The sequence below is a fragment of the Nitratidesulfovibrio sp. SRB-5 genome, from assembly GCF_019931275.1.
Classification (GTDB): domain Bacteria; phylum Desulfobacterota; class Desulfovibrionia; order Desulfovibrionales; family Desulfovibrionaceae; genus Cupidesulfovibrio.
Genome location: NZ_JAIOTY010000002.1, coordinates 479470 through 505336 on the forward strand (window position 1 = coordinate 479470; position 25867 = coordinate 505336).

General features: G+C 66.3%; 21 protein-coding genes. 11 read left to right on the forward strand and 10 right to left on the reverse strand.

Annotation, left to right across the window (positions count from 1 at the left end; genetic code table 11):
• Nucleotides 1-138 precede the first annotated feature (138 nt).
• A complete protein-coding gene (locus K6142_RS09575) occupies nt 139-558 on the forward strand; it encodes an HIT family protein (RefSeq protein WP_012612687.1) in 420 nt (139 codons plus the stop codon).
• A 26-nt stretch (nt 559-584) separates the two neighbouring features.
• The gene (locus tag K6142_RS09580; RefSeq protein WP_007524232.1) at nt 585-878 is read left to right on the forward strand and encodes an integration host factor subunit alpha; all 294 of its coding nucleotides are present in this window, start codon (nt 585-587) and stop codon (nt 876-878) included.
• A 237-nt stretch (nt 879-1115) separates the two neighbouring features.
• Here the strand turns inward: K6142_RS09580 and K6142_RS09585 are convergent, their stop codons facing one another.
• From K6142_RS09585 to dsrA, 7 genes are all read right to left on the reverse strand, one after another.
• Entirely contained in the window at nt 1116-2624 is a 1509-nt protein-coding gene (locus K6142_RS09585; protein WP_190244683.1) for an SLC13 family permease, read from the reverse strand.
• Nucleotides 2625-2711: 87 nt separating this feature from the next.
• Entirely contained in the window at nt 2712-3161 is a 450-nt protein-coding gene (locus K6142_RS09590; RefSeq protein ID WP_190244682.1) for a MarR family winged helix-turn-helix transcriptional regulator, read from the reverse strand.
• Between the two features lie 127 nt (nt 3162-3288).
• Complete coding sequence (locus K6142_RS09595; RefSeq protein WP_190244681.1) at nt 3289-4185, reverse strand: hypothetical protein; 897 nt, start codon at nt 4183-4185, stop codon at nt 3289-3291.
• A gap of 461 nt (nt 4186-4646) precedes the next feature.
• Nucleotides 4647-6365: a cobyrinate a,c-diamide synthase gene (locus K6142_RS09600; RefSeq protein WP_190244680.1), complete on the reverse strand. Its 1719-nt coding sequence runs from the start codon at nt 6363-6365 to the stop codon at nt 4647-4649.
• 151 nt (nt 6366-6516) lie between these two features.
• Complete coding sequence (locus K6142_RS09605; protein ID WP_007524227.1) at nt 6517-6750, reverse strand: dissimilatory sulfite reductase D family protein; 234 nt, start codon at nt 6748-6750, stop codon at nt 6517-6519.
• Between the two features lie 63 nt (nt 6751-6813).
• Complete coding sequence (gene dsrB, locus K6142_RS09610; protein WP_190244679.1) at nt 6814-7959, reverse strand: dissimilatory-type sulfite reductase subunit beta; 1146 nt, start codon at nt 7957-7959, stop codon at nt 6814-6816.
• An 18-nt stretch (nt 7960-7977) separates the two neighbouring features.
• Nucleotides 7978-9291 carry a dissimilatory-type sulfite reductase subunit alpha gene (dsrA, locus tag K6142_RS09615; protein ID WP_012612681.1) on the reverse strand — a complete coding sequence of 438 codons (1314 nt, stop codon included), beginning with the start codon at nt 9289-9291 and terminating at the stop codon, nt 7978-7980.
• 532 nt (nt 9292-9823) lie between these two features.
• Between dsrA and K6142_RS09620 the strand changes: the two genes are divergently transcribed.
• The 8 genes from K6142_RS09620 (at nt 9824) to K6142_RS09655 (ending at nt 18879) form a co-directional block, all read left to right on the forward strand.
• A complete protein-coding gene (locus tag K6142_RS09620) occupies nt 9824-10081 on the forward strand; it encodes a hypothetical protein (RefSeq protein ID WP_012612680.1) in 258 nt (85 codons plus the stop codon).
• 130 nt (nt 10082-10211) lie between these two features.
• Complete coding sequence (locus K6142_RS09625) at nt 10212-10949, forward strand: type I restriction endonuclease subunit R (RefSeq protein WP_190244678.1); 738 nt, start codon at nt 10212-10214, stop codon at nt 10947-10949.
• A gap of 917 nt (nt 10950-11866) precedes the next feature.
• Nucleotides 11867-12649 (forward strand): hypothetical protein, encoded by a 783-nt coding sequence (locus tag K6142_RS09630; RefSeq protein WP_190244677.1) that lies wholly within the window; start codon nt 11867-11869, stop codon nt 12647-12649.
• A 2-nt stretch (nt 12650-12651) separates the two neighbouring features.
• Nucleotides 12652-14481, forward strand: coding sequence for a cache domain-containing protein (locus K6142_RS09635; RefSeq protein ID WP_190244676.1), 1830 nt, complete (start codon nt 12652-12654; stop codon nt 14479-14481).
• A 483-nt stretch (nt 14482-14964) separates the two neighbouring features.
• Nucleotides 14965-15753 carry a septal ring lytic transglycosylase RlpA family protein gene (locus tag K6142_RS09640; RefSeq protein ID WP_190244675.1) on the forward strand — a complete coding sequence of 263 codons (789 nt, stop codon included), beginning with the start codon at nt 14965-14967 and terminating at the stop codon, nt 15751-15753.
• A 229-nt stretch (nt 15754-15982) separates the two neighbouring features.
• On the forward strand, nt 15983-17764 hold the full coding sequence (locus K6142_RS09645) for a glycosyltransferase family 9 protein (RefSeq protein WP_190244674.1): 1782 nt from the start codon (nt 15983-15985) through the stop codon (nt 17762-17764).
• 153 nt (nt 17765-17917) lie between these two features.
• Nucleotides 17918-18523, forward strand: a complete 606-nt coding sequence (locus tag K6142_RS09650; protein ID WP_012612674.1) for a hypothetical protein — start codon at nt 17918-17920, stop codon at nt 18521-18523.
• A 5-nt stretch (nt 18524-18528) separates the two neighbouring features.
• Nucleotides 18529-18879 (forward strand): hypothetical protein, encoded by a 351-nt coding sequence (locus K6142_RS09655; protein WP_190244673.1) that lies wholly within the window; start codon nt 18529-18531, stop codon nt 18877-18879.
• Between the two features lie 252 nt (nt 18880-19131).
• On the opposite strand, the gene K6142_RS09660 is transcribed toward K6142_RS09655, so the two are convergent.
• Together K6142_RS09660 and K6142_RS09665 are read right to left on the reverse strand one after the other, a co-directional pair.
• Nucleotides 19132-21342, reverse strand: a complete 2211-nt coding sequence (locus K6142_RS09660) for an EAL domain-containing protein (RefSeq protein ID WP_190244672.1) — start codon at nt 21340-21342, stop codon at nt 19132-19134.
• Nucleotides 21343-21956: 614 nt separating this feature from the next.
• Entirely contained in the window at nt 21957-22610 is a 654-nt protein-coding gene (locus K6142_RS09665; protein ID WP_012612671.1) for a septal ring lytic transglycosylase RlpA family protein, read from the reverse strand.
• A 346-nt stretch (nt 22611-22956) separates the two neighbouring features.
• On the opposite strand from K6142_RS09665, the gene K6142_RS09670 reads away from it, so the two are divergent.
• Nucleotides 22957-23835, forward strand: coding sequence for a DMT family transporter (locus tag K6142_RS09670; protein ID WP_190244671.1), 879 nt, complete (start codon nt 22957-22959; stop codon nt 23833-23835).
• Between the two features lie 1347 nt (nt 23836-25182).
• Here K6142_RS09670 and K6142_RS09675 read toward each other — a convergent pair.
• Entirely contained in the window at nt 25183-25848 is a 666-nt protein-coding gene (locus K6142_RS09675) for a potassium channel family protein (protein WP_190244670.1), read from the reverse strand.
• Nucleotides 25849-25867: the final 19 nt, after the last annotated feature.

A 25867-nucleotide genomic window follows, 5' to 3' on the forward strand; every position in this document is an offset into this window, starting at 1 on the left:
TGGCAACCCGGCATAATCTTGCAAGATTTTACTTGCGGTTGCGTCTTTGACTGTGTATATAACTAGTTACATGCCCGCCGCTGTGCGTCGGCACACGTGGCTGAATGATTTCAAAGTGTTCCATGTGACGGAGAATCCATGTCCCAGTCCGATTGTATTTTTTGCAGGATAGTGCGTGGCGAAATTCCCTGCGCGCAAATCTACGCCGACGACCACGTGCTTTCCTTTCTGGACATCGGACCCGTCAATCGGGGCCATGCGCTGATCGTTCCCAAGGAGCATCACCGCACGGTTCTCGACATGCCCGCGCGGCTCGGCGAGCACATCATCGCCGCCCAGCAGCGCGTGGGCCGTGCCGTCATGGAAGCCACCGGAGCGGAAGGGCTGAACATATTCCAAAACAACTTCGCGACGGCGGGACAGGTGGTGTTCCACGTCCATTGGCATCTGGTGCCCCGCTTTCCCGGCGACGGCCACGAACTGTGGGCGCAGGGGCAGTACGGCAGCATCGACGAGATGCAGGCGCTCGCGAAGGCCATCAGGGAACGCATGGAGTAGCCGGAAGCACCGGCCCGGAGGACAGTATGAGCGGCAAGACCCTGACCAAGGCGGAAATCGTCGATGCCATCTACGAAAAGACCGACAGGAACCGCGCCGAAGTGAAAGGCGTTGTCGAGTCGCTTCTCGGCATCATGAAGCAGGCGATCAAGAAGGATCATGCCCTGCTGATAAGCGGATTCGGCAAGTTCGAGGCCTATGACAAGAAGGCCCGCAAGGGGCGCAACCCGCAGACCGACGAAACCATCACCCTGCCCCCGCGCAAGGTTGTGGTGTTTCGCCTGTCGCGCAAGTTCCGCGCCGAACTGAACGACGAATAGCGCGTCCAGCGCGCACCTGCCCGGCCACAGGCCGCAAGGGTTTTCGACGCCGCTCCCCGGCTGGGGGGCGGCGTCGGTGTTTTTTCGGGGTGAAGCGGGGCTGCGGGGATCGCGCGCGGCGCACGGGATGCCGTGGATGGACAAGGCGGCCCGTCCGTGCGCCAGGCGCTAGGCGGCAGGGGGCTGGTCGTCCGTCCGCCCCTTCGTCTGCTGTGTGCTCCCGACGGTCCTGTCCGGTCAGAACATGCCCAGCCAGCGCCACCACAGGTAATCCAGCGGCAGCAACACCACGATGTTGATGGCGGCCAGCAGCAGGCAGGTGCGGGTCATGTGGCCGGAGGAAATGCTGCCCAGTTGCATGGCCACCACCAGCGGCGGCGACTGGTAGGGCAGGAACATGGACGATACGGCCACGATCTGGGTCATCAGCACGGTCTCCAGGCTGAAGCCGGAGGCGGCGGCCAGATCGGTCGCCAGCGGGGTGAGCACGGCGGGGATGCCCGGCAGGGTGGTGAGCAGCCCGGTGACCATGGCGTACACCGTGAGCACGGCGAAATTGCGCACGGATTCACCCGGAACCAGGGGCAGCCCGTCCAGCAGGGCGCGCACCAGCAAGTTGCCTGCGCCCGATGTCGCCACCATGGCGCCCAGCCCCATGATGCCCGCCACGAACAGCAGCGGAGCCAGGCTCATGTCCCGGCTGATGGCCTGTTTGCCGGTAAGGCCCAACGGCGGCCACAGACAGAGCACGGCGGCCCCCAGGCTGACCCACGCGGGCGAAACGTGATGCAGCGCGTCGGTGGCCCACAACCCCACGGACACTGCCAGCACCACCATCAGTCGGAGTTCCGCCGGGCTGGCCGGGGTCGTCGGGCTGCCCGCAGTTGCTGCATGATCGGCGTCGGTAGTCCGGTCCGCAGGCACCATCCCCTCGGCAAGGCGGTCCGTTTGCCCGGCGGTGCGCGCCGGGTACCACCGCAGCACCAAGACCGCTATGACCACGGCCTTCAGCAGGCCCAGCACCGGAAAGTGCAGCAGCAGGTAACGCCCGTAGGTAAGGGTGTGGCCGAACAGGCTTTCGGCGCTGCCAGCAAGGATCATGTTGGGGACGTTGGCGGGCAGGATGGCGAAGGCCGGTTGCAGCGCCCCGAACAGGGCGGCCAGCACGATGCCGGTGCGCTGCGCGCTGCCCGGCCCATGGCCCGCCGCCCCGGCAAGGGAAACCGCCAGCGGAATGAGCAGGGCGATGCGACCCATGGACGAGGGCATGACGAACGACAGCAGCACGCCCACGGCCACCAGTCCGCAGACCAGCGAGGTGTAGCCCGTGCCCGTGCGCGCCAGCAGCCCCCGCGCAATGCGTGCGCCAAGACCGGTATGCTGCATGGCGGCACCCATGCACATTCCGCCGAAGACCAGCCAGAACGTGGCCGAATGGAACCCGGAGAACACCGTGGCCGCCGGGGCCGCGCGCAGCAGCACCGCCAGCAGGAAGAACAGCAGGGCGGTGAGGTATTCGGGGATGGCGGCGGTAACCCACAATCCTATGGCGCCCACGGCCAGCCCCACGGGGCGGGCGGCCTCCTGCGGCAGGGCCGCGGGAGGGTACAGGGCCAGCAGCGCACCGACGGCGGCGCAGGCCAGTGCGATGACGTGCCGGGGCGAACGCGCCAGCGCGGCGAGCGTGGTCAGGGCGGTGCGTGCGGGATGGGGCGGCGGGGGGGAGAAGGGTGAGTCGGGGGGCATGCGTGACCTCTTGCTGGTCAGCTTGCGTAGCACGCCCGGTATGCGGGAACAACCGGCGGCGGGCGAGCGGGTCCGCGCCCAGGGGGGTCAGTCCGGCAGGCGCATGCGCAGCTGGTGCAGGGTGCGCATGGTGGTGTGCAGGTCCGCAACGGGTAGGCCCGCGAACAGTTCGTCCCGCACTGCGATGCCCACGGCGTCAACGGCGTTGGCCAGTTCGCTGCCGGAATCGGTCAGCTCCAGCAGATTGGCCCGCCGGTCATCGGGATTCTGCACCCGGCGCAAATGACCATCCGCTTCCAGCCTGTCGATCTGGCGCACCAGCGTGGAGCCTTCTATGCCGATGCTCCGGGCCAGTTGTGTCTGGGTAAGCGCGCCGCCCAGCGCAAGCGCCCACAGCACCACCCCGGAGGCCTGCGACAGGCCCAGCGGTTTGAGGCGTTGGTCCAGGCGGGCGCGCCAGGCGCGCGACAGTTCACCCACCAGCGTGCTGAGCCGGTGCGAGGCGAGGACATCGGGGAGCGGTGCGTCGGTGGACATGGGGTTCCTGCTGGTTGGGGGCGCGGCGGTATGTCCGGGATATGTCGCGGCCCCGTTCGGCGTCAATATCGATGATGCCAACGGGGCCGCGAACGTGTGGCGGGGTCTGTCTGGTCGCTGCGGACGGCTAGAAGCCGTAACTCAGGCGCAGGAGCAGGGCGGGGGCGTCGTCCAGGTCGTAGGTGTTCCGTTCGTCGCCGTCGGAATTGTAGACCCGCATTTCCTGGCGGGTCAGGTATTCCGCGCCCACGGTCAGGGTAAGGTCTTCCAGGGGTGTGATGTCGATGTAGCCGCCCAGCGTCAGGGACGAGGTTCTCATGTAACCCTCGCGCTGGACGGGGCTGTCGTCTGCCAGGCGGTAGGTATTTCCTTCCACCCGGCCACCGGCGCGGAAGGAAAACATGTCGGAGGAACGATAGCGGAGCATGGTTTCCGGAAAACCCACCGTGGCCGAAAAGCCCAGATCACGCTGGTTGCCCCAGTCCGCGGCGACAAGAGGCAGCAGGCGCGTGCCCACGGGGTGGGCAGAGGCCGCAACGCCGCCACGCAGACGCACGCCGCCCACCGCCCAGGTAAGTCCCACTGAGCCGGAAAGCCCCCAGGCGTCGTCCATTTCCTCTTCCCATCCGGCGGTCAGGCCCGCCCCGGCGAACCAGCCAAGACCGCCAAAACCCAATTGCTCGGCGATGTCGGCGCGCAGGCGCAGCATGTGCAACTGTTCCCACGGATCGGACCCGTTGCCGAAGGGCAGGCTGGCGGTGTCCGACCAGTCGTAGCGGCGGTTCAGGTAGTCGATGCCGAACCAGCGGTAGCGCAGGCTGGCACCGGCTTCGGTGACGGCCACCGAACCGCCGTCGTCCATGTCCGCCTCGCCGATGGTGCGCCCGGTGAAGGTGGCGGAGAAATCATTGTCAGCGGCATGCGCGGCGTGCGCGGCCAACATCAGGCCAAGGATCAGCAGCAGCCCGCCAAGGACTGCGGCGGGAGCAGGCCGGGTGAGGACGCCAGAAAACGAACGGGACATGCAAGGCTCCTGTACAGGGCGCGCCTGGGCGCGCGTCGGATGTGGGGGAAGTGCCGAGATCGACGAGTGGATGCGGGGCATCAGGCAATGGAAAATGAACAGTCATGCCGCACCGGGGGCATCGGGAGAAGAGCAGGCGCGTTCCGTACTGCCGTCGGGCCAGTCCGTCAACAACATGCGCAACTCATCTGGCGTGACGCGGGCGTTCCGTGCGCCGGACGGGTCTGGCGATCTGCGGTGGCGCGGTGTCACGGAACTGCCCGGAGCCAATGCCGATTGCCGGGGCGGGTGCGCGTTGCGGGTGCTGTTCATGGGATGCTGCGGCTATTGTTGTTGTTCAAATGATTTGACTGCTAATAATATGGAGCAGCATGAATGTCAAGCAGGCTCATTCCCCATGCGGAGCCTGCCGAAGCTTGCTGGCGCGTTACGCAGGGAAGGCGATGCTTGTGGCGCGGGGGCTAGATGGCGCTGGACGAGGGGGGACGGCCGGACCTGAAGGCGCGCGCGGCACGGACCATGGCGGGGGCCCAGTGGGGGACGGCGGGCGCGAAGATGTGGGTGTAGGCGGCCATGGTGTTGCGAAGCAGCAGGCCGTCGCGGCCATCGCCCATGCCGGTGACGTGGCCGGACTGGGCCGTGAGGCGCAGTGCGCTGGGCACGGCGAGGGGGGCGGGTGTTCCGGCTGCGGCGTCACAGGGCACGCACCGCGAATAGTGGAACTCGTGCCCGCGAAAGGTCGTGCCCACGGGATGGAAGGGGTTTTCCAGTACGGTGGCGGCGTCAACGTAGCCAAGCCCCTGAGGCTTTGCATGGAACACGGTGCGCACGGGAAAGATGTCCGCCATGGGGTGTTCGGTGCCGTCCATGACGATGGACCGGCCCAGCACCATGAAGCCGCCGCATTCCGCGTAGATGGGCAGGCCCGACTCCGACAGTCCGCGCAGCCGGTCCAGGGCCGGACGATTGGCGGACAGCCGGGCGGCAAGGGTTTCCGGAAAGCCGCCGCCAAGGTACAGGCCGTCCAACTGCGGCCAGTCCGCGCCGTCAAGCAGGGAAAGGCGTACCAGTTCGGCCCCGGCATGACGCAGGGCCAGCAGGTTTTCCTCGTAGTAGAACCACAGGGCCGCATCATGCACGTAGCCGATGCGCGGGGGGACGGGGGCCGTCGCGTGGGGAGCGGTACCGTCCGGAGCGGTGCCAGCCAGAGTCGCATCACCCGGAACAACATCACCCGGAACAACATCACATTGTCCGCCGTCGCGTTGCTCTGCATCATCAAGAGCGGTGGTCTCCGCACCGGGCAGCAACGACCACAGGTCGGCCACCGGACCTTGCGGCGGCGGGGCTGCGCACGCCACCTGACGCAGGCGGTGCAGATCCACGTGCTCGGCCATGATGTCCGCCACCTTGTCCAGCCCGGCAACGCATTCCTCGTGCTCCATGCCGGAAACGAGGCCCATGTGCCGTTCGGGAATGGGGTTGGCGGCGATCTTGGGCAATACGCCCAGCACCGGCACGTCGGTGTAGTGTTCGATGGTTTCGCGCAGCACGCTGCGGTGACGCGGCCCCGCCGTGCGGTTCAGGATTACCCCGGCGATGTGCACGCCCTGCTCGAAGTGACGCAGGCCGGACACGATGGCCGCAGCGGTGCGGGTCATCTTGGTGCAGTCCATGACCACGACCACCGGGGCGCCAAGGATGCGCGCCAGTTCCGCCGTGGAACAACTGCCGGACAGGTCGCGCCCGTCGAACAGCCCCCGGTTGCCTTCGATGACGGCCATGTCGAATGGACCAGGCTGGTCTGCCAGACACGCCAGACGCGCCGGATGCGCCGGACGCGCCGGGCAAGGCGGGGCAGCCGCCGGGCCGGGCAGGCCGGTTTGTCCGTGCCTCACCCTGGCGAGCGCCGCATCCCTTGTGCTGCCTTCACCCGCCAGACCGCATCGGGTCCAGAACAGTGAACGCAGCCTGTCCGCATCGAGAAAGTAGGGGTCCAGGTTGGTGGCGGGGTGCCCGGCGGCCAGGGCCAGCCACCATGCGTCGATGTAATCCGGTCCCTTCTTGCAGGGCTTTATCGCAAGACCCGAGCGCGCAAGGGCGCGCACCACGCCGAGTGATACCAGCGTCTTGCCCGAGCCGCCGGAAAGCCCGGCGATGACGATGCGCGGAAGATTCATGCAGTGGCGCCGAAGGGTCCGGCCTGTGTGGCGGGTGACGAAGGTGGCCGCCATGCGCGGCGCGCATGGCGTGAGTGCATACGAAAAGAGCGTATGAACCTTGCAGTCCATACGCCTTTTCGGAAAAACAGTTCCCCGGCGTGGAGAACTACTATTCGCCCTCGGCCCCGGCCTGCTTGCCGGCGCCCTTGAGGCCGTACATGGTGGTGCTGCCGGAGGACCAGTATTCCAGAACTTCGGCGTTCACCAGCGCGGTGAGGATCTTCTTCACGTCGCGCGGGCCCTTGTCGGGGAACAGGTCGAGAAAGTCGTTGAAGTAGAACTTGCTCTTCGAGCCGGCCTTGGATTGCAGGAATTCCACGACCTTGTTCTTGGCTTCTTCCATGGATAGCCCCTTTGGTTATCCGGGGGCGGCAAACCCGCCCCCGGAATGTGGTTGCCTTCCGGCTTAGAACTTGAACTGGGTGCTCTGACGCCAGGTGTAGTAGGCCGGATCGCGGAAGTCGTCGATGAGGTGGTGGGTGAACTCAAGGCCGGTCAGCTTGAAGAAGCTTTCCCAACCGATGCGTTCGGCCCATTCGCCCAGACGCTCGTACTTGTTCGCGTTGGCGGCGTACACCTCGATGATGTGCTTGATCTGCGCGGTCAGTGTGGGCCAGCGCGGCATTTCGTTCGGGATGTAGGCCACGACGACCTTCGAGAACTTGGGCATGGAGATGCGGTTGGAAACCTTGCCGCCCACCATGATCACGCAGCCGTCGCCTTCGCCATCGGAGATGGGCAGGGCGGGGCACATGGTGTAGCAGTTACCGCAGTACATGCAGCGGTCGTTCTTGATGGCGATGGAGTTGACCTTCTTGTCGCCGATTTCCATCTTGGTGGGACGCACGGCGGCAGTGGGGCAGGCGGAAACGGCCAGCGGGATTTCGCACAGCTGGTCGGTCCATTCGTGGTCGATCATCGGGGGCTTGCGGTGGATGCCCACCACGCCGATGTCGGAGCAGTGCACGGCGCCGCACATGTTGATGCAGCAGGCCAGCGAGATGCGGACCGGGGCGGGCAGACGCATGGACTGGAAGTCGGCGAAGACTTCATCCATGATCGCCTTGACCGGGCCGGAAGCGTCGGTGGCGGGGGTGTGGCAGTGCACCCAGCCCTGGGTGTGCACGATGTTGGACACACCGGCGCCGGTGCCGCCGATGGGGAACTTGTAGGAACCGCCGGCGAACTTGCGCGAGGCCAGGTCTTCCTTCAGCGCCTTCAGGGCCGCTTCGGTGTCGACCATGAACTCGACGTTGTTGCGGGTGGTGAAACGCAGGAAGCCGCCGCAGTGCTTGTCGGCGATGTCGCACATCTCGCGGATGTGGGTGATCGACATCAGACGGGCAGCGCCAACGCGCACGGTGTACACCTTGTCGCCGGATTCGGCGACGTGCACCAGCACGCCGGGTTCCAGGATTTCATGGTACAGCCACTTCCCGAAGTTCTTCGCGATGAACGGGGGGAAGAAGGAGTCGTGCTTGCGGGGGCCGATGTCCGTGATACGGTTTGCCATCGGCTTTTCGGGATTGTACCCGGAAGAGATGAATGCCATGATGTGCTACCCCTCTTCTTATCTCTGGTGTCTCTTGCGGTATTCCGTGATGTCGCGATCCCAGCCGCCGGGCACTTCTTCTTCCTTGAAGAAGATGTACGGGTTGGAGCGGGGCTCCTTCACGTGCTGCGCCACGGGGTCGATCTCGGTCACCTCAAGCAGCTTCTGGAAGCTGAGACGCTTGATGGTCTCGCCCAGACGCTCGCGGTTCTTGCCTTCTTCCATCCACCAGTCCCAGATCTTTTCGACGACACCCTTGATTTCGTCGAACGGCTCGCTGGCGTCCACGAAGGGAACCAGCAGCGAACCCATCTGGGCGCCGTCGAGGACGGGCGCCTTGGCGCCGACCAGGATGGACGCGCCGCGTTCGTCACCGATGCGCAGGGCGCGGGGCATGGTGTTGATGCAGTGCATGCAGCGCACGCACTCGCTGGTCTTGATGGACAGGGCGGAGCCGTTCCAGGAGATGCACTTGGAGGGGCAGCGTTCCACCACTTCGGCCATGATGTCGAACTTGCCCCAGTCGCGGCCCGAGTGGGCGCCGGCGTTGGGCTTCAGTTCGCCACCGACGTAGGCCTTGACGGCGGCCTGGTCGATCTTGATGTCGTCCTTCCAGGTGCCGATGACCGAGAAGTCGGAACGGGCGATGGAGGCGACGCAGCCGTTGGGGCAGCCGTCGAACTTGAACTTGAACTTGTAGGGGAACGCCGGGCGGTGCAGTTCGTCCTGGTATTCCATGGTCAGCGCGTAGCAGCAGGCCTGGGTGTCGTAGCAGGCGTATTCGCAGCGCGACATGCCAAGGCAGGATTCGGGCGTACGCAGGTTGGAGCCCGAGCCACCAAGGTCGGTGTTCATCTTGTGGGTCAGTTCGAAGAACAGTTCTTCAAGCTGCGGGGTCTGGGTGCCAAGAAGCACGATGTCACCAGTGGAGCCGTGCATGTTGGTCAGACCGGAGCCGCGCAGGTCCCACAGGTCGCAGAGCTGGCGCAGGTAGTCGGTGTGGTAGTACTTCGCCGCGGGCTGGTTCACGCGCACGGTGTGGAAGTGCGCCACGCCGGGGAACTGTTCGGGCTGGTCACAGTAACGGCCGATGACGCCGCCGCCGTAACCGAACACGCCGACGATGCCGCCGTGCTTCCAGTGGGTTTCACCCTCGTTGTAGGACAGCTCGAGAACGCCAAGCAGGTCTTCGGGGCAGTCCACCGGAATCTGGTAGTCCAGACCCTTGGGGTTGGCAGCCCGGTAAGCAGCTTCCTGCTTGATGTCGGACACGAAGCTGGGCCAAGGCCCGGATTCGAGCTGGTCCAACTTGGGGGTTGCATGTTTCGCCATTGCCTTACCTCCACATTGGTTTGTTGAAGTTCTGGACTCTCAACAGACACGCCCATCGCCCCTGGGGCGCAACAGGACGGCGTCTTCCGGAGGTAAGGGCATCGGTCGGCGCGGCCCTTGCGCCCGGAAAACTCGTGATTTTTTGGACAAAGTAACGCCATTCCTAAAAGGATTCCGGCGCGTTGTCAAGCCCCGACACGGAACGCCGCCCCGCCCCGCCGGGTGGCGGGGAGCAGGCAACACCCTGTCGGGATTGCCGAAAAAATGCAGGGGGCGGCGTGTCGGTGGCGTCGCGCGCCCTGAATCATTCCGGTGCCCGCCGCGCTTTCACGCGGGGACGGGGCATGGCAGTCTCCCCGTCGGACATCCCTGTGCCGCCTGCAGGGGGGCGGGCGACACTTCCTTGCTTGTAGCCCACCATCCGGGGAATGACAACAGCTTGCGTGCATCGGCGGGATAGGGCATTGACCGTATGCCCGCACCCGGCCACGGCGGCGGGCGCCATTCGCAGTTCATGTGTTCAGGAGTGCCCATGCAGGACGATCTTGGCCTTTACTACTACCCCGATCCCAATGACAAACGCACCCGCGTCTACGTGCGCTCCAGCGGCGGCAGCGTGGAATTTCGCCTGTGGCGCGCCGACCGGCCCGAAGTGTGGGAACGCCACGAATGGGTGCCGCTGGAAATCATTCGTCATGCCGCGGGGATGTACCGCGACATGGGGCGCGAAACCGACCCCCTGAAGCTGTACGACGAATCCGTGGCGCGGGCCCTGCTGAAGGCAAACTGACGCAGCCCGCCTGCCCGGGGCATTCGCCGAAAGCCTGTGACGAAGGCCAGCCGGGTTCCGCGAGAGCGGTGCTCGTGAATTCCGGAGCAATCCTGCCCGAGCGTGAGAGGCAGACTTGCCGGAGGGCCGCATGCACGAAGTCAGCCTTGGGGCCACCCTGCGCGACTACCTGACCGGGCAGGACGTGGACCACACCACCTACGAGGATCTGCGGCAGGCGCTGGCGCGGCTGCTGGTGGAGGAACTGGGCCACCCGCTTGGACTGGTGGAGCCGCGCGTGCGGGTACGGTTCGACGTGCCGCCTGCTTCCGCGAATGCCCCGCCTTCCCTGCTGCCGCCGTCCCCCGGAGCGCCTCGGGGCGTCGAAGGTGCCGACCGCCCCGATGAATCCGCCGGACCGCCCGTTGCCCCCGTTGCCCCCGTTGCCCCCGTTGCCCCCGCTGCCCCCGCTGCCAATGACCCCGGCGATTCCGAAGATTCCGACAATCACGACGAAGGCTGCCGCGTGGTGGACCTGACCCTGCGCGACGACGACGGCTCGCCGCTGTGCATCGTGCTGTTCTGCCCGGGCGCGCCGGGCACCTACGCACGCGAAAGCGTGGCGGCGGCGCGGCTGTTTCCCGGCGGCCCCGCCCCGCTGGTGGCCGTGACCGACACGCGCGATGCGCTGCTCATGGCCGCCGTGGATGGTGCGGTGCTGGGCGAGGGCATGCGGGCGCTGCCCAGGCGCGATGCGCTGCGGCGCCTTGCGGCGGAGCATCCGTGTCCGCCCCTGACGCCGGAACGCGCGGCGGGCGAACGACGGATACTGGGGGCGTACACGGCGTTTCTGAAACGGTGCTGCGGCGAGGATGTGTGTTTGTTGTAGCCGCGTGGCGGGGTGTGAGGGAGGGGAGAGGAGAGGTGGTGCTCTGTTGGGTGCGGTTTCTACGAAGACACGCTAGCCCTTTTGACCACGCTAGATTTCGTTATGCCTCCGGCGCAGACGCCTCCGGGTGATCTGCCCGGCGGAATGCGATGTGCGGGAATCTCCCGCTACCTCTATCCCACTTGGGCGTCTTGCCCACGCCCTCGTTGCGACGCATGTGCGCCGTTAAGGGCCGGCGCCACACGCTTCTACGCGCGGCACTTTTTTGTTGAGCATGATGACGGACAATGTCTGAGGCTTGGCTTGCTGCGTTGGCGCAAGCAGCGGACGACCATTGTCTGTTGGCCTCCCTTTCGATCAATGCGCCACCCCATACGCAACCTTGGTGCGGTGTTGCGCGTCCGCAGCCGGAGATCACCGCCGAGGCTTTGCGAGGCGGAAGCTCCGGCGTCGCGGATGCGCGCCGCAAGGGACGTGTTGAGCGAGGCACTCCAGTGCAGCAAAGGCGGCGAGAGTCACGCGCACATGCGCATTCCGTCGAGCAGATCACCCGGAGGCGTCTGCGCCGGAGGGAAGCTGTCCGGCACAGGAATGCGGTGCAGGATACGTCGGGGGACCAGGGGGCGGAGCCCCCGGAGCGCGGGGATGCAAGGGGCCGCCGCTTAGCGGCCCCTTGCCCGCCGGAGGCATAACGAAATCGAAGGGTATCAACAGGGCAGGACTGTTTTCGTAGAGGCCGCACCCGACAGCGCGCCCACCTCTTTTGCCATCCGCCGAAGGCATAACGCGATCAAACGCCCTAACCGCGCGCGCCTGTCTTCATCAAGGCCACGTGGGGCACGGCGATAGCCCCGCACCCCATACTTCCCGTTCTTGTCAAATCGCGCTATACATCCCGGCTTGGAGTACCACGCACCATGTCGAGACGCTGGGTAGAGGCCAATCTGGCCGAGTTCGCACGGGACGTCATGCGGGATTTCTGCATGGCGAGCGTCGTGCTTGAGGGGCAGTTCCACCGGTTCGACGAGGCCGGTGCCGTTTCCTTCCCCGTCATGCGCGACCTTCTGGGCGAAATGATGAACAAGGGGCTGCTCTGGCGTCTGAAGGACACCGCGCACCACCTCTTCCGCAACGACCCGGCGCACGACCCTGTGGCGCCCATGCTGGACTGGGCCGTGGGCTACGCCTTTCACGAATGCGTGAAGCTGAAGGAAGACGCCTACCAGCACCAGCACTACGCGCCGCAGTACCGGGCCCTGCGAGAGCAGGACATGGGAGAAGAGGTGCGGGCCATCGTCGAGCCGCTCGCCTCCATGCTGGCCCAGACACGGGAAAGCATGGAGCGCGAAATCCGGCGCATCCGCTACATCCTTGGCCGCATCCGCAGGCTGATGTGTCTGTACTACGCCGCCCATGGCGGCAACCGGCTGCTGGCCCGGCTGCTGTTCGACCGCGACGAGCTTGTGCGCTCGGTGTTCGGCGAAGAGTACGACCTTTTGCTGCAAGGATTGTACGGCGACAAGCCGGAACGCATGTTCATCCAGGCAGGGGAATCCCTGCTTGACGGCGGCAGGCCAGAAGACGCCCTGCGCGCCGCGCACGCCGCCGTGGCCCTGGCGTCCGGCTGCCAGCGCGCGCACCGCCTTGTGGCCGAGGCGGAACAGCGTATCGACCAGACCCCCCGAAGGAGAGCCATCTAGCCATGAGCCTGCTGCATCTCAACCGCGCTTCCTCCCGCGTACGGCTGGAGAACCGCGACGACCCCGAACTGTACCGCGAGATCTTTCCCTATTCCAAGATCAGCCGCGTGGAGTTCGACGACATCTTCCTGATGCCGCGCCCGGCGGAGCCGATGTTCATCACGGACACGACCTTCCGCGACGGCCAGCAGGCCCGCCCGCCCTACACGGTGAAGCAGATCGTGCACATCTTCGACATGCTGCACCGCCTTGGCGGCCGCAGCGGGCTCATCCAGGCCTCGGAGTTTTTCATGTACTCCGAGAAGGATCGCAAGGCCATCGATGCCTGCCGGGCCAAGGGGTACAAGTTCCCCCGCGTCACCGGGTGGATACGGGCCAACGTCAACGACCTGAAGATCGCGCGGGACATGGAGTTCGAGGAAGTGGGCCTGCTGACCAGCGTGTCGGACTACCACCTGTACCTCAAGCTGGGCCTGGACCGCGAAAAGGCCATGGACAACTACCTGCGCGTGGTGGAACAGGCTCTGGAATGGGGCATTACCCCGCGCTGCCACTTCGAGGACATCACCCGCGCCGACATCCACGGCTTCTGCCTGCCCTTCGCGCGCAAGCTGATGGACCTTTCGAAGCAGAGCGGCCAGCCGGTCAAGATCCGCATGTGCGACACCATGGGCTACGGCGTGCCGTACCCCGGCGCCACCCTGCCGCGCTCGGTGCCGCGCATCGTGCGCGCCCTGACCGACGAAGGCGGCGTGCCCGGCCAGTGGCTGGAATGGCACGGGCACAACGACTTCCACAAGGTGCTCATCAACGGGGCCACCGCGTGGCTGTATGGCTGTTCCGGCGTCAACTGCACCCTGCTGGGCTTTGGCGAGCGCACCGGCAACACTCCGTTGGAAGCGCTGGTGATCGAATACGTCTCGCTGACCGGCGACGATGACGCCGCAGACACCCGGGTCATCAACGAGATCGCCGAATACTTCGAGAAGGAACTGGATTACCGCATCCCCGACAACTATCCGTTCGTGGGCAAGGACTTCAACGCCACCAGCGCGGGCATCCACGTGGATGGTCTGGCCAAGAACGAGGAAATCTACAACATCTTCGACACGCGCAAGATCCTGAACCGGCCGGTGCCCATCATCATCACCGACAAGTCGGGGCGCGCGGGCGTGGCCTACTGGATCAACCAGTACCTGGGCCTGCCCGAAGACCGGCACGTGTCCAAGAAGCACCCCGCCGTGGGCAAGATCTACGCCAAGATCATGGACGCCTACGAAAAGGGCCGCAACACGTCCTTCTCCAACAAGGAAATGAAGGCCCTGGTGCGGCGCTTCATGCCCGAACTGTTCGCCTCTGAATTCGACCAGATCAAGAAGCTGGCGGGCGAACTTTCGGCGCACCTCATCATCAAGCTGGCCCAGGAATGCCAGATCACCGGCCTTGGCGGCGAGGACAAGTACCCGTGCATGCGCGACTTCGTGCGCGAGTACCCGTTCATCCAGTACCTGTACCTCACCGACAAGGAGGGCAAGCTGCTCTCCGCCGCCATTACCGACCCGGCGTACAAGTCGAAGTACGACCAGCTGCCGCTGGGCTTCGACTTCTCCAACCGCGCCTGGTTCATCCGGCCCATGCAGACCGGCGAACTGCACATCACCGACGTGTACCAGTCGCAGTTCACCAGCCAGCTCATCCTTACCGTGTCCACGGCGGTCACCGACGACAAGGACGAGATCACCGGGGTCATCGGCGCGGACATCCAGATCGAACAGTTGCTCCGCCAGGCCGAGGCCATCGAGGACGTGGTGGACAGCGATTCCGACGACTAGCAACCGATGGCAAAGGCCCGGAGGCGGCAACGCTTCCGGGCCTTTCTTGTTTGCGGCGCGTGCCCGCGTCGGGAGCAGCAGAGGGAAGGGCGGAATCCCTGGAGTGGCCGAAGGGGGCATCTCCGCCGTGTCATGGCCGGGCAGCACTGCGGCGGCGGCATGCGCCCGCGCCCCATGGGGAGTGCCCCGCCGCACCGGCACGGGCGGAACGGCATTACGCCATGCCCGCCACCGCCTGCTGCGTCGCGTGGCAGACGGATGTGCAAGCAGTTGCGTGCGCGGCTGTTTTCGGTAACAGTTCGGTCAGCGCATGGCGCGTCGTGGCTGACCTGCCCGGCACGTCACGTTTCGCGCATTGCGCCGCCGCGCTGCGGTCGCATGCCGCGTCCATCCGCACTGTTCGCTTCCCGCTGCCGCCCGATTGCGCCATGATTCGTTCATGGTCGCTACACGCCGTATCCGGCGCAACCCGACGGAGCCTTGATGTCGCACCTTCGCCCCTGCCAGACCTGTTCCCCCCGTTCCGCGCCGTCCCGCCTCATTGTGCCCACTGTGTTGCTGCTGCTTGCCGCGCTGCTGATGGCGGGCTGCGGCTCCGGACCGCGCCGCATTTCCACGCCGCCGTCGGACCAGTCCGTGAAGTATCCCAAGGGCGAGCCCCAGGGGCCGCGCGCCAAGCCGTACACGGTGCTGGGCAAGACCTACCATCCGCTGCTTTCGGCGCACGGTTTTTCGGAAGAGGGCATCGCCTCCTGGTACGGCAAGGATTTTCACGGCCGCAAGACCGCCAACGGCGAAATCTACGACATGTACGGGCTGACCGCCGCGCACAAGCTGCTGCCGTTCAACACCGTGGTCAAGGTGACCAACCTGCAGAGTGGCCGGTCCACCACCGTGCGCGTCAACGACCGGGGCCCCTTCGTGGGCGACCGGATCATCGACCTGACCAATACCGCCGCCAACCAGATCGGCATGCTGGGCCCCGGCACCGCGCGGGTGCGCGTGGAAACCGTGGGCGACGTGCCCGGCCTGCAGGACGGCGACATGACGGGCCGCTTCTACGTGCAGGTGGGGGCCTTCTCCAACAAGGACAACGCCAACCGCCTGGTGACCCGCCTGCAAGGGCAGGGCTGGAACGCCCGGATGTACTGGGCCGACATGGTCCGGTTCTGGCGCGTCCAGGTGGGCCCGTGGGGCACCCTGAGCGAAGCCGAGCGCATGCGCGAGAAGTTGAAGGGGGATTTTGCCGTCAATTTCGTGGTGGCGGATTAGGCGGCACCGTCGCAAGGGTCTTTTTGCCTCTGCCGTCGTCAGATCGCCTTTTTATTCCGGTCGAGTACGATAAGAGTACACTCCCTTCATAAAAAGGTGATCTTCCTCGGCAGAGAACAAAAATCCCTCTTGCGCCAGCGCCGCCTGAAAAGGCCCAGCCCGCTGCAACACGGGATACATGCCTTAGGCCCCCGTTTCCTTTCGGACCTGCTCACGATAAGGATGCGCCATGAACCTTCTGCTGGTGAACCTGACCCGCTTCGGCGACCTGCTGCAAACGCAGCCGGTGGTGCATGGCCTGCGCGCGCAAGGGCACCGGGTGGGGCTGGTGTGTCTGGAGAATTTTGCCGGGGCTGCGGCGCTGCTGGAAGGCGTGGACCACGTGGCGGCCCTGCCGGGCTCGGCATTGCTGGCGGGCGTGCAACCCGGCGGCGACTGGCGGACCTGCACGGCAGGGTTGATGACCTGGGCCGAACGGCTGCGCGGGGCCTATGCCCACGATGCGGTGCTGAACCTCACGGCCACCCTGGGTGGCCGCCTGTTGGGGCGGCTGCTGGCGGGCAACGGGGATGAAAAAGATCACGGGGGCGACCTGCGCGGCTTCGGACTGGACCCGTTCGGGTTCGGGGTCAACGCCGACCCGTGGTCGGCCTTCCTGCAAGCCTCCACCCGGCAGCGCGGATGCAGCCCGTTCAACCTCGTGGACCTGTTCCGCATGGCGGCGGGCGTGGGCGATGTGGACCCGGTGTACCAGTTGCGCGCGCCCGCGCCGGATGCCCTTGCCGAGGCCGGGGCACGGCTGGCCCAGGCCGCGCCGCCGGACCATGCCGGATACGTGGCCATGCAGCTTGGCGCCAGCGAGGAACGCCGCCGCTGGCCCGTGGCCCACTTTGCGGCACTGGCCGCCCGGTTGTGGCGCGAGTTGCGCCTGGTGCCGGTATTGCTGGGCGCGGGGGGCGAGCGCAAGCTGGGCGAGCGGCTGCGCGCGGCGCTGGCGGAAGAGGCCGAGACTGGCGGAACTGGTGGCGAGGCCGGGGCAACCGGGCCGGTGCCCTGCATCGACCTGATCGGCGCCACCAGCCTGCCGCAGTTGGCCGCCACCCTGCGCCACATGCGCATGCTGGTCACCAACGACACCGGCACCATGCATCTGGCCGCCGGGCTGGACGTGCCGGTGCTGGCCATATTTCTGGCCACGGCCCAGCCGTGGGACACCGGCCCCTACCGTCAGGACTGCTGCTGCCTGGAACCAGCGCTGGACTGCCACCCCTGCCCGTTCGGCACGCCCTGCCCGCATGGCGAACGCTGCCGCCGCGCCATTTCCGCCGATACCGTATTCGGCCTGGCCCGTGCCCACCTGACCACCGGCCAGTGGCCGCAGCAGGAGGCCCCATCCGACGCCACTTCCCCTGCCACAGCGGGCGCGACTCCGGATGCCCACCGCGAGGCGCGGGTATGGCGCACCCTGCGCGAGGCGGATGCAGGGCGCGTGACTGCAAACACCCCCACCATGACCATGCCGGGGTGCGGGTTCATGGACCTTGTCTCGCTGTCCGGCCACGAGGCGGACGACCGTACCCGCTGGATACGCCTGCAACGCCATTTTTATCGTCAGTTTCTTGACTTGCCCCGGATGCAGCCCGCCGATCCTGCGGCTGCCCGGCCTGCCAACCCCATTCTTGCGCCGCATGGTCCCTGCGCGCTCTCCGAAGCCCTGCGCGCCCGCGCCGCCGACGAACTGCGCCAGGCCGATGCCCTGCTGCACCTCATGGGCGAGCAGGGCGGGCTGCTCCGGGTGCGCCCCTCGGACATGGCCAAGTCCCGCTTCCTCGGCACCGTGAGCCGGGTGCAGGCCCTGTGGGACAACAGCGCGCTGTTCAACGTGCTGGGCCACCTGTGGCTGTGCGAATCGCAGGGGGCGGGCGGCTCGCTGGATTCCGTGCTGGCCCTGGCTGCGGCCTATCGCGGGCTGGTGCGGGTCTGGCTGGACCACCTTTCCCCGGCGCCCTGACCTTTCCCTTCCGCATGCCGCGTGGGGCGGCACAGAACCGCGCTCTTCCGGGCACGCGGCCTGTCTGCATTCCTGCATCATGGTCCGTTTTTTGCTTTATCGCAGGCGGACGTGACAAAATTTCCCGGTGCCGGGATGCAGGAGGGAGACCCCATGATCGTTATTGATGGCCGCCAGGCCGATATCAAGCTGGAAAACTTCGCCAATCTCGAAGAAATCCTCGTCAAGGTGATGGAGGGCAGCTACCTCGAGAACCGCGTGGTGACCGACGTGCTCGTCAACGACGAGGCGTTTTCGGAAATCTACCCCCACCAGGCAGAGGACATCGAGCAGCGCGACATCCGCTCCGTCGAGATCCGCAGCATGCCCGTGGGCGAAATGGCCGTGAACATCACCCGCGAACTGTACAAGGTGGTGCAGGTGATGACCGACGGCGCGCGCCAGGTGGCCGGGCTGTTCCGCCAGGCCGACGACGCCGAGGCGCTGGACATGTTCCAGGATCTGCTGGAAGTGACCCGCGACTTCATGGGCATGATCGGCGTGCTGCGCAACGAATTCTCGCTGCGCACCACCAAGGATTTCAGCGACAACGTGGAACGTTTTTCCGACCAGCTGGGCGAAATGACCGAAGTGCTCGAAAACGAGGACTGGATCCTGCTGGCCGACCTGCTGGAATACGAATTCCTGCCTGCCTGCGAAAACTGGAAGAAGGTCATCCAGGCCCTGCGCGAGGACATCCGTCAGGCCAGCAAGGGGTAGCAGCCATGCCCGACAGCCTTTCCCTGCTCGACATGGCCCTGCAACTGGGCGAACGCGAACTGGGAGCCCTTGCCGCCGGTGACGTGGACGCCGCCGATTCCGCCTCGCGCGAGCGGGCGGAACTGGTGGAGATGGCCTGGAGCCGCCGCAACCCGGCAGCGCTGAACGATCTGCGCGACAAGTTGCTGCGCTTGCAGTGCCTGCAAGGCCGCCTGACCGAAGAGGCCCGCAGGCTGCACGACAACATTCGCAGCCAGTTGCAGCAGACCCGCCGCGAATCGCAGCGCCTTACCGGTTACAGGCAGGCCACGCGCTCAACGCCGCTGACCATTACCCTGGGGCGCGGCCAGGTGTAGGGGCTGCCCGCAACGGCACCGGATACGCAATGAATCGGGGTCCGGATGCATGATGCATCCGGCCCCCGTTTGCCGTCTTGCGGGTACCGCCCCCGTTGCGGGCGCCGCTCGCTACTACCCTTTACTTCCGGCTGCTCGCGGCCCCTGCGGTCCCTGTGGACAGGGCCGCGCGCTACTACCCTTTACTTCCGGCTGCTCGCGGCCCCTGTGGTCCCTGCGGTCCCTGTGGACAGGGCCGCTCGCTACTACCCTTTACTTCCGGCTGCTCGCGGTCCCTGCGGCCCCTGCGGTCCCTGCGGACAGGGCCGCTCGCATCCAGTCCGCAAACCCGTCCGCGGGCAGGGGCTTGCTGTAGTAGTAGCCCTGCACCTCGCGGCAGCCGTGGGCGCGCAGGAAGCCCAACTGGTCGTCGGTTTCCACGCCTTCGGCCACCACGTTCAGCGACAGGTTGCGCCCCATGGTGACGATGGTGGACACGATGGTGGCGTCGCCCTCGTCGCCGGGCACGTCGCGCACGAACGAACGGTCGATCTTGATGGTGTCGATGGGGAAGTTCTTCAGGTAGTACAGCGAGGAATGCCCGGTGCCGAAGTCGTCGATGGCGATGGAGATGCCCTGCGCCGCCAGCCGCTCCAGGATGGCCACCGAGGTGGGCAGGTCGCGCATCATGGTGGTTTCGGTAATTTCCAGCTCCAGCTGCGAGGGCGGCAGGCCCGATTCGGCCAGGGCCGCCTGCACCCGGTCCAGCAGGTCCGGCTGGAACTGCCGGGCCGAGATGTTCACGGCGATGCGCAGCGGGCCAAGCTCGTCGGTCCAGCGGCGGGTCTGGATGCACGCATCGCGCAGCACCCGTTCGCCCAGCGCCACCACGAGGCCGGTGTCTTCCGCCACGGGAATGAACTCCAGCGGCGGCACCAGGGTGCCGTCTGGCCGGGCCCAGCGTACCAGCGCCTCCATGCCGGTGACCTGCCCGGTCACTATGTCCACGCGCGGCTGGTAGAACACCACGAATTCGTCGTTTTCCAGCCCCTTGCGGATGCTCTTTTCAATGGCCAGCCGCCGGGTGACGTCGTCGTTCATGGCCTGGGTAAAACGGCGGAAACGCGCGCCGCCCTGTTCCTTGGCGCGGTACATGGCGATTTCCGCGTTCTTCAGCAGGGTGGCCGGGTCGCGTCCGTCTTCGGGTGCAACGCTGATGCCTATGGACGGCATCACGTACAGTTCGTGGTCGGCGGCGTTGAAGGGCCGGGTGAACGAGTCCTGAATGCGGGCCGATTCCGTCTCGGCCAGTTCTCCATCGCCTTCCGACGACAGTGGCAGCAGCACCACGAACTCGTCGCCGCCAAGGCGCGCCACCATGTCGCGACGAGGGGCCATGCCCACCAGGCGGCCCGCCACGGCGCGCAGCAGTTCGTCGCCCACGGCATGGCCCAGGCTGTCGTTGACGGTCTTGAAATTGTCCATGTCCAGATACAGCACCGCCAGCCGCGCATCCGGCCCGTCTTTCAGCGCATGGTCCTCCATGCGCTGACGCAGTCCCATGCGGTTGGGCAGGCCGGTCAGTTCGTCATGGGTGGCCTGGTGGACGATCTGCGCTTCCTTGCGTTTCAGCTCGCTGACGTCGAGGAAGGTGCCCACCTCGCCCGCGCGCAGTCCGGTGCGGTCGCGGAAATAGCTCTTGTACAGCACCAGCACCCGGTCTTCGCCAGCGGCGTCGCGCAGGTCGATCATGCACGAGTAGCCCGCTCCGTCATCGTCCGCAGCGTCGAACCTTCGGGCGGATTCCTCCACGCGGCAGGCCAGTTCCTGCGGCAGGATTTCGTTCACCGAGCGGCCCACGATGCCCTCGGGCGAGCGACCGATCAGGCGGCTGAAGGCGCGGTTGCAGCCGATGTAGGTGCCTTCCAGCGTCTTGTAGAACACCGGGTTGGGCATGCCCTCCACCAGGGCTTCAAGGAACTGGTTTTTCTCTTGCAGCAGGGCCTGGTATTCCACCAGGCGCTCGTTGGTCTCGCGCAGTTCGCGGGTGCGTTCCAGCACCTCCTGCTCGAGTTGCTCGCGATAGCGCTTGCGCTCCTCCAGCAGGCGGGCGCGCTCCAGCGCCTTGTTCACGGCGTGCTCCAGCACGCGCATGTCGGTGACCGGCTTGGTCACGTAGTCCCACGCGCCGTGGCGCAGCGCCTCCACCGCCTCTTCCAGCACGCCCACGCCCGACACCACGATGACGGGAACCTCCGGGGCGTCCTCGCGCAGGCGCTCCAGTACTTCCATGCCCCCCATGACGGGCATGCGCAAATCAACCAGCACGAGGTCAGGCGCGTGTTCGGTGAACGCTTCGAGTCCTCGGCGGCCGTTTTCAGCCTCGATTACGTCAAAGCCGCTGTCCTCGAGATATGCGACCAGATTCGAGCGGACGTTGACGTCGTCGTCGATGGTCAGAATGCGGGCAGGCCTGTGGAGCATGGGACGGCTGTTTCCTGTGGCTTGTACCGATGTGGTTGGCGATATGTTGCATTCCAGATTGCCAAGCAGCGGAGAAATTATCCACAAAAAAATGCCTGCAACACGGTGATGGGGTGACGGACACATGGCGCTACGCTGCTGCGGCGCAGGGTGGCGGCGCATGGACCGAAGTTTGCGACCACTTGCGGATGGTGCAGGGGCAAGGGAGGGCAGCGGGCGGGTGGCGCCGCGCCAGTCCGGATCAACTCCGGCCAACCGGGGCAGCCGGGCCAGCCGGGGCAGTCGGGCCAGCCGGGGCAGTCGGGGCCGAAAGGGCATGCATCGGGCCTGCACGGAGCACGCAGTCGATCACGCCCGGCGAATCCGGGCGACGGGGCGGGGCAGGACGGGACATTCGCGGATCCTCAGCAGGGCATGGCGGCACGTTGGCCGGACCGGGGGCCGGTCAGGCGTCGTGGCGGATCACCGCAGTCGTGCGGAACGACCGCAGCCATGGCGGACCACCGCAGCCGTGCGGAACGGCCGCACCAAAGGAACCCTGCGACGATGCGAGCGGACTGTTGCGCGTCGGCAACTGCGGATTGCGCACGGGCGCTGACGGATGGCGGGAAGGGTCAGTCGCGGGCGCGGTCGGCCACGATGTCGATGTCGGCGTGGCGCTGCATCAGGTGGCGGCGCAGGGCGCGTGCGTCGTCGAAATCGCGGAAGGGGCCCACGCAGACCATCCAGCGCTTGCGACCGTTTTCCGTGCGCGCCCGGACGCGCACGGCGGCTTCGCCTTCGCGTTCAAGCTTGCGGACCAGCCGTTCGGCTTCGGCCTTGCTGGCGTACGACCTGATGCGGACGAAATAGGCGCTGTCGGGGTCCAGAGGACGGCCCTTGGCGTCACCCAGCACCTCGATGCGCACGGCGGCGCTGCCCGGCTTGACGATGCCCAGTTGTTTCGCGGCGGAGTAGGAGACGTCGATGTCGCGATTGCCGCGATAGGGGCCTCGGTCATTCACCGTGACCAGCACGGAGCGACCGTTGGAAAGGTTGGTCACGCGGACCACCGTGCCGAGGGGCAGGGTCTTGTGCGCGGCCGTCAGGGCGTTCATGTCGTAGCTTTCGCCGCTGGCGGTCTTCTTGCCGTGCAGATCGTCGCTGTACCACGAGGCGCGACCGCGTTTGGTCGGCGCCTCGCTGGCCGCCGCGGGCAGTGCCGCGAGCAGCAGCGCACAGAGCATCAGGATGGTCGTCGGGTATAGTAGGGGGTGTCGTCGGGTCATGGGCCTCCTGCGGTTGCGTGCCACGGAAGGTCGTGGCGAGTCGTGTCCTGCCCGGCGCAAGGACGCGGCTCTGGGGCAACGTTCGGTCTGTCCCGTCGTGCAACGGGCTGCCGGGCAAACCTTGGGGGTAGCACCTCGACAGTACCGTGTTTTTCCCGTATATCGCCGCACGTGTCAACGTGCCGCAATCCCGGCATGTTACGAGGCGATACTGCGGTAACATGCTGTCACGCCACAGTGCGTGGGCGCGGTGTTGCAGCATTATTTTTTTTCGTCCTTCCCGCGACGAGCCCCGCGCACCGTGCGCCCGCGCCGCCGCGCCTTTTCCTGCACGCGGGAGTCGTTCATGCTGTTGTACGCCAAGCTGATGCTGGCCACCGTGTTCTGGGGCGGCACCTTTGTTGCCGGGCGCATCGCCGCCACCCACGCCGGCCCCTTTTCCGCCGCGTTCCTGCGCTTCGCCATGGCCACCGGGCTGCTGTTCTGGTACGTGCGCCGCCGCGAGGGCGCACTGCCGCGCCTGACCTCGCCGGGCATGCACGGCTGGGCCGGGGTGCTGCTGCTGGGGGCCACCGGGGTATTCGCCTACAACGCCCTGTTCTTCACCGGGCTTGCCACCGTGCCCGCCAGCCGGGCGGCGGTGATCGTCACCAACAATCCCATCGCCATCGCCGTGGGTGCCGCGCTGTTCCTGGGCGAACCGCTGTCGCGCCGCAAGCTGGCGGGCATCCTGCTGTCCGTGGGCGGGGCGGTCATCGCCATCACCCGCGGCAACCCCCTGACGCTGTTCTCGTCGGCCCTGTCGTGGGGCGACGTGGCGCTGCTGGGCTGTCTGGCCAGCTGGGCCGCGTATTCGCTGCTGGGCAAGGTGGTCATGCGCGCGCTGTCGCCGCTGGCCGCGGTAACCTGGTCGTGCGCGGTGGGCACGGTGATGCTGCTGCCCTTCGCCCTGCATGAAGGCCTGTGGACGGCGCTGCCGGAATACCCCGCCGCCCTGTGGATTGCGGCGGCGTACCTTGGCGTGTTCGGCACCGTGCTGGGATTCACCTGGTTCTACGAGGCGGTGAAGGAGATAGGCGCCGGGCGCGCCGGGGTGTTCATCAACTTCGTGCCGCTGACGGCCATCGTCTGCGCGTGGGCCATGCTGGGCGAGGCGCTGCCCGTGTCGCTGCTGCTGGGGGCAGCGCTGGTGACGTGCGGGGTGTTCATTACGAACAGGGCGTAGCTTCAAGAGGGCGTTGCGCATTGGCGGATGCGGTCTACGGATACACGCCAGCCCTGTTGATTGCGCTCGATTTCGTTATGCCTCCGGCGGGAGGCAAGAGAGGTGGCGCGTGCTGTTGAGCACGGCCTCTACGCAGACAGTCCTGCCCTGTTGATACCGGTCGATTTCGTTATGCCTCCGGCGGGCAAGGGGCCATTGAGCGATGGCCCCTTGCATCCCCGCGCTCCAGGGGGGCTTCGCCACCCCTGGACCCCCAGTGTTTCTTGCGCGGCGTCCCTTCGGCGTCAGCTTCCCTCCGGCGCAAGGCGCCTCCGGGTGATCTGCCGCCGGTGCCGCCAATGCGCACGAATCTCCCATCGCCTTTATGACGCCTGCGTGCCTTCCCCCCATACCCATCTCGCACCGCATTCCTTTCGCCGCCAGCTTCCCTTCGGCGTTGAGCGCCTCCGGGCGATCTGGCGACGGGAATGCGATGTGCGCGAAGCTCCCGTCGCTTTTGTGATGCATGGGTGCCTTTACCCCCACACATCATGCACCGCGTTCTTTCCGTTGGCAGCTAGCCTCGGCCAAAGCGCCTTCGGGTGATCTGCCGACGGGAACGCGAATGTGCGCAAATCTCTCGTCGCTACGGCGTGGCGAGGGTGCCGTTCCCCACGGTTCGTCTGTGGCGCACATTCGCGACGCCGGAGCTTCCGCCTCGCAAGGCCTCGGCGGCGATCTTCGGCTGCGGACGCGTATTGCCGCACCAAGGTTACGTTTGAAGTCGCCCGGTCGCGGGGGATACAACAGACAAAGAGGTCCGCTGTTCGGGCCAGCACAACAGGCCGAACAGTGGAAACAGTGCGCTATTATTATCCAACGGAAACATCTCGAGCGTAGAAGCGTGTGACGCCGAGCCTTGGCGGCGGCACATGCGTCGCAACGGGGGCGTGGGCAAGGCGCCCAAGTGGGATAGAGGTAGCGGGAGCATTTCGCGCATTCGCGTTCCCGGAGGCAGATCACCCGAAGGCGCTTTGGCCGAGGGTAGCTGCCGACGGAAGGAACGCGGCGCAAGATACGTTGGGGGTCCAGGGGTGGCGAAGCCCCCCTGGAGCGCGGGGATGCAAGGGGTCGCCGCTCTGCGGCCCCTTGCCCGTCGGAGACATAACGAAATCGAGGGTAATCAACAGGGCAGGGTTGTCTTCGTAGAGGCCGCGGCCAGCGGCGCGCGACATCTCTCTTGCCTCCCGCCGGAGGCATAACGAAATCGAGCGTGGGCAAACGGGCTGGCGTGTCTTCGTAGAGGCCGTGCCCATCACTGCGCTCCCTCTCCCAATCCCCCTTATCGCCCCGCGCCTCTGCCCCCCCTTACGGCACCAGCCGCAACACATCCTCCTGCTTGCCGATGACCACCAGCGCATCCCCGCGCTCCAGGGTTTCATGCGCCTGCGGCACAAAGCGATACTCCTTGCCGCCCGCAGGCTTCACGGCCACCACCATGACCCCGTAGTCGTTGACCAGCTTCAGGTCCAGCAGGGTGCGGCCCGCCCACTTGTCCACCATCAGCTCCTGGACCAGCACCCCGCCGCCCAGGGGCAGCAGGTCGAGCATGCCGGGGTTGGCCAGCCGGTGGGCCACATGGGTGGCCACGTCGTGTTCGGGCAGGATCACCAGATCCACGCCAAGCCGCGTGAGCACCTTGCGGTGTTCGATGGAGGCCGCCTTGACCCCGATCTTGCGCGCGCCCATTTCCTGAAGGTTCAGCACCACCAGCAGCGAGGTTTCCATGGAATCGCCCACGCTCACGAACACGATGTCCAGATCCTGGAAGCGCAGTTGCTGCAACACCGCGATGTCCGCCGCGTTGGCCTGGTAGACCTGCGCCAGCACATCCTGCGCCAGGCGCACGCGGGCCTCGCCGGTGTCCAGGCCCACCACGGTGTGGCCCATGCCGGTCAGGGTGCGGCCCAGTTGCAGGCCGAACTTGCCAAGGCCCACGATGCCGATTTCCAGTTTCTTCGCCACGTTCACCATGGTGGTGCTCCCGGATGCG

What these genes read in the sequence shown, in the direction of transcription:
- K6142_RS09575 (WP_012612687.1), top strand. Translation starts at nt 139, where the DNA reads ATGTCCCAGTCCGATTGTATTTTTTGCAGGATAGTGCGTGGCGAAATT.
- K6142_RS09580 (WP_007524232.1), top strand. Translation starts at nt 585, where the DNA reads ATGAGCGGCAAGACCCTGACCAAGGCGGAAATCGTCGATGCCATCTAC.
- K6142_RS09585 (WP_190244683.1), bottom strand. Translation starts at nt 2,624, where the DNA reads ATGCCCCCCGACTCACCCTTCTCCCCCCCGCCGCCCCATCCCGCACGC.
- K6142_RS09590 (WP_190244682.1), bottom strand. Translation starts at nt 3,161, where the DNA reads ATGTCCACCGACGCACCGCTCCCCGATGTCCTCGCCTCGCACCGGCTC.
- K6142_RS09595 (WP_190244681.1), bottom strand. Translation starts at nt 4,185, where the DNA reads ATGTCCCGTTCGTTTTCTGGCGTCCTCACCCGGCCTGCTCCCGCCGCA.
- K6142_RS09600 (WP_190244680.1), bottom strand. Translation starts at nt 6,365, where the DNA reads ATGAATCTTCCGCGCATCGTCATCGCCGGGCTTTCCGGCGGCTCGGGC.
- K6142_RS09605 (WP_007524227.1), bottom strand. Translation starts at nt 6,750, where the DNA reads ATGGAAGAAGCCAAGAACAAGGTCGTGGAATTCCTGCAATCCAAGGCC.
- dsrB (WP_190244679.1), bottom strand. Translation starts at nt 7,959, where the DNA reads ATGGCATTCATCTCTTCCGGGTACAATCCCGAAAAGCCGATGGCAAAC.
- dsrA (WP_012612681.1), bottom strand. Translation starts at nt 9,291, where the DNA reads ATGGCGAAACATGCAACCCCCAAGTTGGACCAGCTCGAATCCGGGCCT.
- K6142_RS09620 (WP_012612680.1), top strand. Translation starts at nt 9,824, where the DNA reads ATGCAGGACGATCTTGGCCTTTACTACTACCCCGATCCCAATGACAAA.
- K6142_RS09625 (WP_190244678.1), top strand. Translation starts at nt 10,212, where the DNA reads ATGCACGAAGTCAGCCTTGGGGCCACCCTGCGCGACTACCTGACCGGG.
- K6142_RS09630 (WP_190244677.1), top strand. Translation starts at nt 11,867, where the DNA reads ATGTCGAGACGCTGGGTAGAGGCCAATCTGGCCGAGTTCGCACGGGAC.
- K6142_RS09635 (WP_190244676.1), top strand. Translation starts at nt 12,652, where the DNA reads ATGAGCCTGCTGCATCTCAACCGCGCTTCCTCCCGCGTACGGCTGGAG.
- K6142_RS09640 (WP_190244675.1), top strand. Translation starts at nt 14,965, where the DNA reads ATGTCGCACCTTCGCCCCTGCCAGACCTGTTCCCCCCGTTCCGCGCCG.
- K6142_RS09645 (WP_190244674.1), top strand. Translation starts at nt 15,983, where the DNA reads ATGAACCTTCTGCTGGTGAACCTGACCCGCTTCGGCGACCTGCTGCAA.
- K6142_RS09650 (WP_012612674.1), top strand. Translation starts at nt 17,918, where the DNA reads ATGATCGTTATTGATGGCCGCCAGGCCGATATCAAGCTGGAAAACTTC.
- K6142_RS09655 (WP_190244673.1), top strand. Translation starts at nt 18,529, where the DNA reads ATGCCCGACAGCCTTTCCCTGCTCGACATGGCCCTGCAACTGGGCGAA.
- K6142_RS09660 (WP_190244672.1), bottom strand. Translation starts at nt 21,342, where the DNA reads ATGCTCCACAGGCCTGCCCGCATTCTGACCATCGACGACGACGTCAAC.
- K6142_RS09665 (WP_012612671.1), bottom strand. Translation starts at nt 22,610, where the DNA reads ATGACCCGACGACACCCCCTACTATACCCGACGACCATCCTGATGCTC.
- K6142_RS09670 (WP_190244671.1), top strand. Translation starts at nt 22,957, where the DNA reads ATGCTGTTGTACGCCAAGCTGATGCTGGCCACCGTGTTCTGGGGCGGC.
- K6142_RS09675 (WP_190244670.1), bottom strand. Translation starts at nt 25,848, where the DNA reads ATGGTGAACGTGGCGAAGAAACTGGAAATCGGCATCGTGGGCCTTGGC.